Here is a 12,682-nt window from a genome sequence, read left to right on the forward strand (position 1 = left end):
GAGGGTTTATAATGGCAGTTGAAGAAAAGCAATTAAAACTCGAAAAGGCTTCAAAAATGGTTGATGCATTAGTGGCGAATGGGAAAAAGGCTTTAGTGGGAATGAAGGAATTGAATCAAGAACAGATTGATTTTATTGTGAAGGAAATGGCTCTTGCTGGATTGGATCAGCATATGCCTCTTGCTAAGTTAGCGGTCGAAGAAACAAAGCGAGGGGTTTATGAAGATAAAATCATTAAGAACTTGTTCTCAACGGAATATATCTATCACAACATTAAATACGATAAAACGGTTGGCGTTATCAATGATCTAAGCGAAGAAGGTATGGTGGAAATTGCAGAACCAGTTGGAGTTATCGCGGGGGTCACGCCTGTTACTAATCCAACATCGACCACGATGTTTAAAGCGATTACGTCGATTAAAACAGGTAACCCGATTATCTTCGCTTTCCACCCTTCTGCTCAGAAATGTAGTACAGAAGCAGCTAGAGTGGTGAGGGATGCAGCGGTTCGCGCGGGGGCGCCGGAACACTGCGTGCAATGGATTGAGACTCCTTCTTTAGAGGCAACTCAGAAACTGATGACCCACGATGGAATCTCTCTTATTCTAGCAACAGGTGGAGCAGGTATGGTGAAGTCAGCCTATAGCTCAGGGAAGCCAGCTCTTGGAGTGGGTCCTGGTAACGTTCCTTGTTACATTGAAAAGACAGCGAATCTAAAACGGTCTGTGAACGATTTAATCTTATCTAAAACGTTTGATAATGGAATGATTTGTGCATCTGAGCAAGCGGTGATTATTGATAAAGAAATCTATGAAGACGTTAAACAGGAAATGATTGATAACAAATGCTACTTCTTAAACCCAGAAGAACGAGCAAAAGTCGAAAAGCTTGTGATCAATGAGCATTCTTGTGCCGTTAACGCAGATATTGTAGGGAAGCCAGCCTTTGAAATCGCTCAAATGGCGGGGATCACCGTCCCGAAAGACACTAAAATTCTAGTAGCCGAATTAAAAGGGGTCGGCCCTAATGATCCGCTATCCAGAGAAAAGCTGAGCCCAGTCCTTGCTTGCTATAGAGTGAACTCTACGGAAGAAGGGTTCAAACGAGCAGAAGAAATGCTTGAGTTTGGCGGATTAGGTCACTCTGCTGTTATCCATACAGAAGATCAGCAGGTCATTGATGCCTTTGGTCTACGCATGAAGGCAGGCCGTCTCATTGTGAATGCGCCATCTTCTCAAGGTGCTATTGGAGATATCTATAATGCCTATATGCCATCACTGACACTAGGATGCGGAACATATGGAGGGAACTCAGTGTCTACAAACGTAGGATCCGTTCACTTAATCAACGTTAAGAAAATGGCAAAACGAACAAATAACATGCAGTGGTTTAAAATTCCGCCGAAAATCTATTTTGAGAAGAACTCCATTCAGTATTTAGCGAAAATGCCTAAGATTTCAAAAGCCTTTATCGTTACCGATGAGGGCATGGTGAAATTAGGTTATGTGGATAAAATCTTGCACTACTTACGGAAACGTCCTGATTATGTACACTGTGAAATCTTCTCTGACGTAGAACCGGATCCATCCAGTGAAACCGTGATGCGCGGAGCAGAAATGATGAAGCAGTTCCAGCCAGACGTGATTATCGCGTTAGGCGGAGGATCAGCAATGGATGCTGCCAAAGGAATGTGGCTATTCTACGAACGACCTGATACAGATTTCAACGGATTGAAACAGAAATTCTTAGACATTCGTAAACGTGTGTTCAAATACCCTGAACTTGGATTACAAGCTCAATTTGTAGCCATTCCTACGACATCTGGAACAGGTTCAGAGGTGACATCCTTCTCAGTTATTACAGATAAAGAAGAAAACGTAAAATATCCATTAGCCGATTATGAGTTAACACCAGACGTAGCGATTATTGACCCACAGTTTGTCATGACCGTACCCAAAGTCGTTACAGCCGATACAGGTATGGATGTCCTGACTCATGCCATTGAAGCTTACGTGTCTAATATGGCCAATGATTATACAGACGGGCTTGCGATGAAAGCGATCCAATTGGTGTTTGAGTATCTGCCAAGAGCTTATCGCAACGGGGATAAGGATGAAGAAGCTCGTGAGAAAATGCATAACGCGTCAACGATTGCCGGTATGGCTTTTGCCAATGCATTCCTAGGTATTAACCACAGTTTGGCACATAAATTAGGAGCAGAGTTCCACATTGCTCACGGTCGTTCAAATGCCATTCTTATGCCGCACGTCATCCGTTACAATGCAACAAAACCAACTAAATTCACAGCATTTCCAAAGTATGAGCATTTTAAAGCAGATGTCCGTTATGCCGAAATTGCTCGCATGCTAGGGTTACCAGCACGCACAACAGAAGAAGGTGTTGAGAGTTTAGTTCAAGCCATTATTCGTTTGGCACAGGAATTAAATATTCCAATGAGCATAGCTGAGAATGGTGTAGATGCCAAAGAATTTGAAGCGAAGCTCGATCTATTAGCAGACCGTGCATTTGAAGATCAATGTACAACGGCGAATCCTAAATTGCCGCTTGTGACAGAATTAGCTGAGGTTTATCGTAAGGCGTACAAAGGTGTATAGCTAGTAAATTTGATAAATCTATTGAAAAAGAACCTTAAGGTGTTTAACCTTGAGGTTCTTTGCTTTCCTATCTAAATCAAGCGATGTCTTGCTTTTGAAATCTATAAAAACCGATTACGGCTAATAGGAGAGAGTAAACGGCAATGATTGTAAGAGAAAACAAAAGTCCTTCTCCTCCGCCCATTACCATGGCCTGATTGCTAATGATTTCATTGTCGCTGTAAATCTCAAGCGTTAGGTTCGGGTGAATAAAGTAGCTTGCATTCCAATCTAGTAATTGGAGGAGACCTGTCACCATGCTACCCGCTGTATCGATCACAAAGAACAAGACAACCGCCACAGTTGTACTTTTAAACAAGGTACCGATAATGACGGATAGACAGAGGTAAAACACGTAAACAGGAATCTTGTATAAACAAGCTAAAGCAGCTGTTACTAAGAGGTTCTCAGAAGCAGATGATGCATCAAAGAGAAGTACAGACACAAGGTAAATGATAATGTTAAAGACTACCATTAGCATAAGGGTAGCCAGAAAGCCACTCACTAGTTTGGATCCAAGGATAGCCAGCCGTGAGATAGGCCGGATCGCCAGTTGCTTAATTGTCCCTTTATGAAATTCGCTCGTAATAGACGAGGTTGTTATAATGACTCCGTAAAACAGCAAAAATGTTCCATTTATAACCATCTGAGAAGTAATCAGGAACGACTCAGCTGTTGGAAGCGCCCCTTCGTTCAAAAAGATGCGGAGGGAAATCGATACAATAAGGTATAATCCCAACACAATGATAAGAAACCATTTGACGCCATTTCGATACCAGGTCTTTAACAGTTCGTTATACATTAAAGAACTCATGCTTTTTCGCCTCCTGTCAGTTCTAGGAATTGGTCTTCAAGGGTATCTTTTAGGATGACTTCGTACAATAGGATTCCTTGGTCTGAAGCTTCTTTAATAATGGTCGGAATTTGATCTTGTTCAATTTCTGAAAGAGTTATGTACTTCTTTTCTTCTTCTACTGTACCGTATTTCTCGAGCACAGGGATGAGGTCCTTGTTGGAAGTAGCACGGAATAAAGCCTTTACTCTTTGTTCTTCTGATTCAGTCTTTTCATTCATAGAGAATTGTTTTACGAATTTCCCGTCTTGGATGATCAACACTTCATCACACATCATTTCCGCTTCTGACAAAAGGTGAGTGGACACAAGTACGGTTACCCCGTCTTCATCTGCCAAGGTTCTTAGATAACTTCGCAACTCTCGAATGCCTTTTGGATCTAACCCATTTGTTGGCTCATCAAGAATAAGGATGGATGGTTTATGAAGCAGGGCCTGTGCAATCCCGAGCCTTTGCTTCATACCCAGTGAATATGTCTTCACTTTATCATCAATAGCTCCTGACAACTCTACAAAATCTACGAGCTCGTTAATCCTGTCTTGTGAAATCTTTGGCGTGTGCATACGGCTGAAATGTTGCATGTTCTGTGTTCCTGACATTAGGTTATACATCTCTGGATTTTCAACTACAGCTCCAATACTTGAGAGAGCTTTGCTCCGCTCTGTTTTTAAGTTATGACCATTAACGATAATTTCTCCTTTGTCAGCGTGAAGAAGACTTACAAGCATACGAATTGTCGTTGTTTTTCCGGCACCGTTTGGTCCGAGGAATCCATAAATTTTTCCTTTATCAAGTTCGAAGGAAAGGTCATCAATAATCGTTTTTTTCTTAAACGATTTTGATAGATTTTTAACTACAAGTGGTTTAGATGACAAACAATCAGCTCCTTTGTTAGATACTGTATTCCTTTACGTTTATGGTAAATAAAAGGTTTCATTCCATTTATAGGAACGCAGCACTTACCGTACCATAATCTTACATTATATGGAATAGGAAATGGTGGATGAAAAGAAAATACTGGCGTGGTAGGGCAACCATTCCCAAAGGGGAGAGTTTTACTAGTTTTACTGTTCACACTCTGTAGTATATAATGGAGTGTCAAAGAAGAAGAAAAGTTGGGAAGTGCCTATGAATAAACGAAAGAATAACGGATATAAGAAGTCTGGGAATAAAACCAGAAATAAACCCAATAGTTCTGAGAAACCGTACGGAAAGAAACAAGCAACGCGCGGTAATCGTGGAGACAGTAAATCAAAAGGCAAGCGTAATGCCTCTGATAAACGTCAGCGTGGTGGCGGTAAAGCCATAACGGCTGAAGTGACATGTTCTGGCCTGACTTCAGAGGGCAAAGGTATTGCTCAGTGGGAAGGGAAAGAGCTTGAAGTTCCGCACCTTTTACCTGGTGAGAAGGCTGAAGTCCTTGTTACAAGACAGGGTCCCTATGTAAATGCGGAAGTAAAGCGGGTCATCAGCGCGGCGAAAGAACGCGTGGAGCCACCATGCCCGTATTACTATCAGTGCGGAGGCTGTCAGCTCCAACATATGACGAATAACGCTCAAGATCGCTTTAAACAGAAGACAATTGATAAACTGATGAAGCCATTTGGCAAGCCTCTCCCGATTATGACGATGGATCACCCGTATGATTACCGAAACAAAAGCCATACAACATTTGGTCTTAATCATAATCGACAGGTCATTGGCGGCCTTTATGCTCAGAATAGCCATGAGATTATTCCAATGGATCGTTGTCTGATTCATGATCCGAAAGCGGACGAGATTGTGAATACGATTAAAGACTATCTCAAGAATTCGAAAATGCAGCCTTATAATGAAGACACGGGACAAGGCTTTTTGCGTCACGTGCTTATAAAGGTCGGCAAGGTCAGCGGTGAGATTATGGTAGTACTCGTTACCGCCTCATCTGAATTCAAGGGAAAGAATAACTTCGTAACAGCTTTACGAAAAGCTCATCCTGAAATTACAACCCTTCTTATGAACGTGAACAACAAGAAAACGTCTATGGTTCTTGGTGATCAGGAGAAGGTCCTGTTTGGTAAAGGAACGATTACGGATACACTTGGTGGAATGGAGTTCGAGATCTCGGCTAAATCGTTCTATCAAATCAACCCGGTTCAAACGGAGAAATTGTATGGGAAAGCCATAGAAATGGCAGAGCTTAAAGGAAATGAAACTGTAATCGACGCCTACTGCGGAATTGGTACAATCGGCCTTATTGCCAGTCAGAAAGCTGGAAACGTTATTGGCGTTGAGCTGAATAAAGATGCCGTTCGCGACGCCATTCGTAACTCTAAACGTAACGGCGTGAAGAATGCCCGTTTCTATCAAGGAGATGCCGGTGAGTTTATGGTCAACATGGCTTCAAAGGGTGAGAAAGCAGACGTCGTTATTATGGACCCGCCACGAAGCGGTAGTGACGAAGCGTTCTTATCAAGTGTTGCGAAGCTTAAACCGAAGCGTGTTGTGTATGTATCGTGTAATCCGGAGACGCAGGCTCGTGATTTGAAGTACTTGGTGAAGAACGGGTATCAGGTTGATGGCATTCAGCCAGTTGATATGTTTCCACAAACTTACCATGTGGAATCTGTAGTGAAGTTAGTGAGGAAAGACATAGCTGGGAACCGATAATGTCTTCAATTTTTAGGTAAGCTATAATATGGGAACATTAATTATAAGAAAACTACCTCCTTATTTCGAAAGGAGGTAGTTTTTTCGTTTATAGAATTTAGAAGCTATAAAATTGGAGAAAGGTCAATTGGTGAGAGGCCTTATTGGATTAGATCAATAAAGCATAAATCACATTTTTGGGGTGATTTATGCTTTATCATGCTTCTGATCAGGTATTTGATCTTTCTTTTGAGCTTTTGGTGCTTGCTCTTTTCTTTGCTTGCTTCCGTTGATTTTATTCTTTTTAGAACATTTGCTGCACTTTCTCTTTGGTAATTTCCTTCTTTTAACCACTATATAATTCTCCTTTTCTTCGTTAAGTCAGTTTTCATTTGTATATGCTTCTTATTAAGTTCTTTCTTAATGATGCAGCCCATTTAATGGAATAATCCCTTTTTTTCCTAACTTTAGGTTGTTGGCTCAAACCATTTCCTTTCCATTTGAATAGGTTATAGAGAATTCAAAAAGAAAGGATGATAGTAGTGAGTGAAGAAAAAGTAACAAAAGAGGTTAAAGATATGGAGGTTAAGTCCAACAGTGTAACCCCTCTTACCGATCCATGTAACTGTAGCATGGAAGTTGATGCATGCTGTGTACAACAGGTACCATCATTCTTTAACAATGATTTCAGCACTAATGATCCGCGCATTAACTATGATCCAACATGTTTATGTTGTGTCGTCGAACAATGTGAAGTTGTACTCTCTTGTAGTGGTACGGAGCGAACTATTGTAACGCCTGCTCTAGTTATAAAAGGTTGTATGCCTTATCAAATCGAAACACGATTTAACGATCCGGCTGTATGTTCTGAAAATACAGGGACTGGCAATAATTCCACAGCAATTGTATGTAATGACACCGTATGCTTCGACAACGCCGTCTACTTTGACCCAAACAATGATGTCGATCGCTTGCAAGAAATTTGTGACTGTTTAAACGAGTTGTTTAACGGTGGTACTGTAATGAGTAAAGATGTTTGTGACCTAATCAGAGTAAAGGGTGGAAGTGAAAAAGCGACTCTTCACAAATGTAAGAACTTCGAAAAGATTACTACTTTCAGCTTAGATGAAGGCCGTTGTAAAGACAGATTTGTGCGCTTTAAAGCTACTTTCGAAATCAATGATTCAGTAATTCAAAAATGCATCCCTGCACGTTAAGAATTTAAAAAACGATCCCATAGCTCTTATAGAACTATGGGATCCGTACATAAATTATTATGGCTTTTACTAGATTACATGTTTCCTCTATAAATTTTCTGGTGTAGAGGGAGTTGCCTGGTGGCTTTTTTTTGCTCTCTTTTTTGATTGGATTCGGTTAGAATCTCAATTAGTTGCTGTGATTGTTCTTTTATTGCTTCTTTCATTTCCAGAAAGGTTTCGTTATGCTTTTTTAACTCATTACCTGCAAGCATAATCTCTTTATACAAATCTTCTATGTTCATATTACTTTCTTCATATTTGGTTGATGCTATTTCTAAATTTTCTTTTTTCTGAGTAGTACTTTGTACGAGCACTTGACTGTCTCTCGATTGTTCTTCCACTCTGGCTGTTAATTGTTCGAGAGCTGTTATCATAAATTGAGCCATATTCTCGCTTTCTTGCTTAATAACATTAATTAATGAAGTTCCTAAGCGTTCTATTTGATTCCTAATTTCGCCCTGTTGTTGAAGGGTGCTTTCTAGAATGGAGGTTTCGTCATTTATTCCTAATGTATCATTTATTGCGCCTATTTGCTTTTCAATTGAATCGACGATGTTCCTCATATTGCTAATAGCGTCTGTGAGATGATCTTGTTGTCCACCTAATTCATCTAATTGTTGTTCGTAGTAAAAGGCGATTTGCTGAAAGACAAGCGCATCTTCCGAAAGGTTCAATCCATTTGAGAGAGCGTTATTCGTGTCTAATATGTCTTTGGAACATCCATTTGTCCCAGTTTGCTCATGTATAGGTATTTCTTCATACGGCATGTTCGCATCTTCTAGGTTTTGATTCATTCTGAGATCCCCCTTCCTCTCACTTCAAGCACTAGCCTATACTCTCTAACACCATCTTATGTATATAGATTTAATTTGTTACGGTAGTATTCATTGTCATTGAAGTGAACAATTGGGGAATGTTTCTTTATAAATCGACAAAGGGGAGATGTTAGGGATCTCCAAAATCTCTAAATTTAAAAAAAGTGGTTTTCTGGCGAAACTCTCTTCCGAATGGAAAAGGTTTTTTTTATTTTTAATGGCTGGAACAATCGGAGGCGTTATCAGGGATGGTTTGGGGTTTCTGGAATATATACAAAAAAGTAAAGCTCCGAAGAATGAAGAGCATAATGTATTTATATCCTAAACTATAGAAAGGTGAGGCGAAGATGTGGTGGGTTTTCTTACTATATGGAGGAACGATGTTAGCTGTGGGACTAGTTTTGTTTCTGTGTTTTATTGGACCTGGTTGGAAAGATCGGAATAACTGTGTGTTATGCGGCGAGGAAATTGAGAAGGGTGAGCAAAAAGTATACAAGGTGTTATTTAATGCCGCTATGGAAGAAGAAACTAAATGTAAGAATTGTGACATTCATCAAAGAAGATAAGAGGGGTTCCAAAGAGGGAGTCTATTTACATATACATAGTAGAAAAGCGCCATTGATTGGAATGACGCTTTTTCTATGCTCTGAAAACAAGAGTCAGTCGGACGTAGTGGCAAATTTGTTCATAATCAGTGCCATTGGAGACATAAAGAATGTCGAACGGGGAAGAGGGAGTACAACAATTTCCGGGCAAATATTACCGAAATAGACGTAATGTGAGGCAAGGCAATAGTGTTGAACAACGATCTTCCCCTATATACAAAATAATGTACAAAATAAATGGTGTTAAATCGACATTTTAATAAGAATCAGGATACATGGATTGATTTTCAGTATGGTTCGTCAGGAAGGTTCGATAGACATCATGTTGCATATTCCCAATCGCTTCTACAAGCACAATGATTTTTCCATTCTTTATATACGTTTCGTACTCTTGAGCTTCTTCTTTAGGTATGCCAGCTTTATGGAGGGAATGTGTCACGCCTTCTCCTCCCGTATCTGATTCTTCGCCAGAATTGAATGCAATCGGGCCAGCTGACGTTAATGTTCCTTTACCAGGTACAGGCACCAGTCCTACATTGGTAAGCAGTCCACCGATTCCACCTAATGACCTTCCGGAAATAGCTCCTAATTCAGTTACGCTTCCGGTGCCATCGGCTATTTCATTATGACTTGAGGAGGGTGAATTTTTCTCCTCTTCCAACCTCTTCACACTTTCCTTTTCTTTTGCGAAAACAGAAATGTCGTTTGCATCATATCCAAGATGTTGCAACTCTGATATGGCGTTCTCGGCATGGTTTAGTTCTGAGAAAACGCCGCCTATAATCTTAGTATCCATACGAGATCATCCTCCTAGTTTGTCTTCTGATAATCTTCTATACCCGAAAAATTGGTAGATCACCCCTTAAATGAGCAAATTAAAACATACAGGTAAACATAAAATAGATTCGATATATAGAGAGAGGGGAGAGCGGAAAGAACATTCATTCGTTTCCTTTCTAATCGTTTCGGTTATATAAAAGTGTGAGCCAATTGAAGCAATTAGGGTATAAATAAAAGAGTTAGTCAAGAAAGGATGAAACATAGTGAAAGTGCTAGTAGTTGGTGCAAATGGACAAGTTGGGAAACATCTTGTAAAAAAGATTCAAGATACAGAAGGTCTTCAAGCAAAGGCTATGATTCGAAAAGAAGAGCAAGCATCTTACTTTAAAGATTTAGGAGCTGAACCGGTTGTTGTCGATTTAGAAGGAAAACCTGAAGAAATTACGAAAGCAACTGAAGGCGTGGACGCAGTTGTGTTCACTGCTGGTTCTGGTCCCAATACAGGACCTGATAAAACGATGCTGATTGACTTAGACGGTGCTGTGAAAACAATTGAAGCGGCTAAATCAGCAGGAGTGAAGCGTTACGTGATGATTAGCTCATTCGATACAACGCGTGAGGCGATCCAGGAAGCTCCATCTTCTTTCTCTCCTTATGTAGCCGCGAAGCACTATGCGGATGATTGGTTAAGAAGAACGGATCTTGATTATACAATTATCCACCCGGGCATGCTGACAAATGATGAAGGAACTGGACAAATTGAAGCTGCTGAGAAAGTGGAAAGAGGCGAGATTCCACGTGAAGACGTAGCGAGCGTTATTTTGGCGAGTCTTCAACAGGAGTCCACGATCGGCAAGGAATTTCAAATTGTCGGTGGACCTAAGTCAGTTCATGATGCAGTGAAGGATCTGTAATAACCTTTTATTGGGCAAAATGTTTAAGTGTAAAACAAATGAAGAGATCCCTTTATAAACCTTTCAAGGTCGATTCCTTGAGAGGTTTATTTTTTTGACCTACTTCAATTGGTCATCCGTTCTAGGGCTTTTCAATAAGTTTTTGAGTCTTGATTAAACGTTTGATCAAGAAGAGTTCTCACCACCAGCATCAATGGTTGGTGAGGCTTTTTTGTTTCTTCATTCGTTCGATTGTTATGAAACCTTTTATTTTTTATTACATTTTTAGTTGTAATAAAACGCGTTTATATGTAATAATAATTCATAACAAATGAAAGCCCTTACTAAAAACAGAACGGGAGCGGTGGTTATGGTTGTGAGCTCTTTATCTCGCATCGAACAGAAGAACAGTACAGGAACGGAGTATCCAAGACCACAATTTAAGAGGGATAAATGGTACGACTTAAATGGAGAGTGGGAATTTGCATTTGATGCTTGGGAAGTTGGAGAAATGGAAGGATGGGAAGGTTCCGCACAGCCGTTCTCTCAACAGATTCAAGTGCCTTATGCTTATCAAAGTAAAAAGTCTGGTATCCATTCGAAGGAACCTTATGAAGTAGTGTGGTACAAACGCACATTTCATTGGGAGAAGGATCATCAAAATGAGCTGCTTCTCCACTTTGAGGCAGTGGACTACTATACGAAAGTATGGGTGAACGGTCAGTTTGTAGGCGAGCATACAGGAGGGCACACTCCTTTTAGCTTTTCTATTGGTTCAGCTGTTCAATCCGGTGAAAATACAATTGCAGTTCGGGTAGAAGATCGTAACAGCGTGGAGCAGGTACTTGGGAAACAGTCCTGGAAAACAACGAACTTCTTATGCTGGTATACACGCACAACGGGCATCTGGCAACCGGTATGGATGGAGGAAGTTTCTCCGCTTTATATCCAAGACCTAAACATGACGCCAGATCTAACACATTCCAGTCTTCAATTGGGGGTAAAGCTTCCCCGCCATAGAAAGGTCGCTTACTTGGAAGCGAACGTGTATTTCAAAGGAGAATGGATCAATACAGCAGGAGCATGGGTGAAGCCAAATCAACAGAACATCAGCATGACCGTTAATGTTGAATCAGATGAAGCAGACTTTCGCGTATTTTATTGGAGTCCGAGCAATCCGCAGTTGTATGATATTACATTTACACTTAAGAGTGATGAGCATGTCTTAGATGTAGTTAACAGCTATTTTGGTATGCGTAGTATTGAAGCTAAGGGAGATGCCATTCTGTTAAATGATGAGGCGTTTTATCAGAAACTCATTTTAGATCAGGGATACTACAAAGATTCTTTGATGACCGCTAGTTACGAAGATATGAAAGCGGATTTAACGAAAGTAAAAGAAATGGGATTTAACGGAGTGAGGCGACATCAAACGATTGGGGACAGGCGATACATGTATTTATGTGATCAACTGGGGCTAGTCGTGTGGGCTGAGATGCCAAGCTTCTTTAAATTTACCGATCGTTCCATGGAAGCGATGATGAACGAAACTCGAGAAATGGTGATGAAACATCGTAATCATCCTTCAGTTATCGTCTATACCGTAATGAATGAGTCATGGGGAGTAAATGAAATCTATCACCGTAAGGATCAGCAATCTTTTGTAAACGCTCTCTATTATCAGACGAAAGCGTTAGACTCTTCACGACTTGTTGTCGGAAATGATGGGTGGGAGCATACGCTGACGGATATCTTAACGATTCACGACTACAACTCAAATGCAGAAGACTTAGCTTTGGCTTATCGTAACAAAGAGGATTACGTAAATGGAAGCCCTTCTAAAACAAGTCGAAAACAAAACTTTGCTAATGGATATGAATATAGTGGACAACCCATTGTGATGAGTGAGTTCGGAGGGATTGCATATGGTTCTGGAGCTGAAGACGATTGGGGTTATGGTACAAGACCACAGAACGAGGAAGAAGCACTAGACCGCTTTGAACAGTTAATGAAATCAATTATGGATTCACCATCAATCCAAGGCTTTTGTTATACACAACTTACGGATGTTGAACAAGAGGTCAATGGTTTGTTAGATCATAATCATGAAGAGAAATTCGATAGAAAACGCATTTATCATATCGTAGCTGGCATGAAAGCGGATGGGTTTATCTTTGAATAACTAAGGGGGAGTA

At 40.5% G+C, this 12,682-nt stretch carries 11 protein-coding genes; 6 read left to right on the forward strand and 5 right to left on the reverse strand.

What is annotated here, in order from left to right; translation table 11 throughout:
* Positions 1–11 precede the first annotated feature (11 nt).
* Positions 12–2,615 (forward strand): bifunctional acetaldehyde-CoA/alcohol dehydrogenase, encoded by a 2,604-nt coding sequence (gene adhE, locus IMZ31_RS01700; protein WP_207528940.1) that lies wholly within the window; start codon positions 12–14, stop codon positions 2,613–2,615.
* Positions 2,616–2,691: 76 nt separating this feature from the next.
* Here the strand turns inward: adhE and IMZ31_RS01705 are convergent, their stop codons facing one another.
* Both IMZ31_RS01705 and IMZ31_RS01710 read right to left on the reverse strand, forming a co-directional pair.
* Entirely contained in the window at positions 2,692–3,468 is a 777-nt protein-coding gene (locus IMZ31_RS01705) for an ABC transporter permease (protein ID WP_207528941.1), read from the reverse strand.
* A complete protein-coding gene (locus IMZ31_RS01710) occupies positions 3,465–4,382 on the reverse strand; it encodes an ABC transporter ATP-binding protein (RefSeq protein ID WP_207528942.1) in 918 nt (305 codons plus the stop codon). Before IMZ31_RS01710 ends, IMZ31_RS01705 begins: the two co-directional genes overlap by 4 nt.
* A gap of 253 nt (positions 4,383–4,635) precedes the next feature.
* Here IMZ31_RS01710 and rlmD point away from each other — a divergent pair, with 253 nt between their 5' ends.
* Positions 4,636–6,156 carry a 23S rRNA (uracil(1939)-C(5))-methyltransferase RlmD gene (gene rlmD / locus IMZ31_RS01715; RefSeq protein ID WP_207528943.1) on the forward strand — a complete coding sequence of 507 codons (1,521 nt, stop codon included), beginning with the start codon at positions 4,636–4,638 and terminating at the stop codon, positions 6,154–6,156.
* Between the two features lie 186 nt (positions 6,157–6,342).
* On the opposite strand, the gene IMZ31_RS01720 is transcribed toward rlmD, so the two are convergent.
* Positions 6,343–6,489 carry a hypothetical protein gene (locus IMZ31_RS01720; RefSeq protein WP_207528944.1) on the reverse strand — a complete coding sequence of 49 codons (147 nt, stop codon included), beginning with the start codon at positions 6,487–6,489 and terminating at the stop codon, positions 6,343–6,345.
* Between the two features lie 188 nt (positions 6,490–6,677).
* Here IMZ31_RS01720 and IMZ31_RS01725 point away from each other — a divergent pair, with 188 nt between their 5' ends.
* A complete protein-coding gene (locus IMZ31_RS01725; RefSeq protein WP_207528945.1) occupies positions 6,678–7,352 on the forward strand; it encodes a hypothetical protein in 675 nt (224 codons plus the stop codon).
* A gap of 74 nt (positions 7,353–7,426) precedes the next feature.
* Here IMZ31_RS01725 and IMZ31_RS01730 read toward each other — a convergent pair whose 3' ends face one another.
* Positions 7,427–8,188 (reverse strand): coiled-coil domain-containing protein, encoded by a 762-nt coding sequence (locus IMZ31_RS01730; RefSeq protein WP_207528946.1) that lies wholly within the window; start codon positions 8,186–8,188, stop codon positions 7,427–7,429.
* A gap of 368 nt (positions 8,189–8,556) precedes the next feature.
* Between IMZ31_RS01730 and IMZ31_RS01735 the strand changes: the two genes are divergently transcribed.
* Entirely contained in the window at positions 8,557–8,775 is a 219-nt protein-coding gene (locus IMZ31_RS01735; RefSeq protein WP_207528947.1) for a hypothetical protein, read from the forward strand.
* Positions 8,776–9,070: 295 nt separating this feature from the next.
* On the opposite strand, the gene IMZ31_RS01740 is transcribed toward IMZ31_RS01735, so the two are convergent.
* Entirely contained in the window at positions 9,071–9,610 is a 540-nt protein-coding gene (locus IMZ31_RS01740; RefSeq protein ID WP_207528948.1) for a general stress protein, read from the reverse strand.
* 247 nt (positions 9,611–9,857) lie between these two features.
* Here IMZ31_RS01740 and IMZ31_RS01745 point away from each other — a divergent pair, with 247 nt between their 5' ends.
* Positions 9,858–10,508: an SDR family oxidoreductase gene (locus tag IMZ31_RS01745; protein WP_207528949.1), complete on the forward strand. Its 651-nt coding sequence runs from the start codon at positions 9,858–9,860 to the stop codon at positions 10,506–10,508.
* Positions 10,509–10,857: 349 nt separating this feature from the next.
* On the forward strand, positions 10,858–12,669 hold the full coding sequence (locus IMZ31_RS01750; protein WP_207528950.1) for a glycoside hydrolase family 2 protein: 1,812 nt from the start codon (positions 10,858–10,860) through the stop codon (positions 12,667–12,669).
* The last annotated feature ends 13 nt before the right edge of the window (positions 12,670–12,682 follow it).

The organism is Pontibacillus sp. ALD_SL1 (assembly GCF_017355605.1).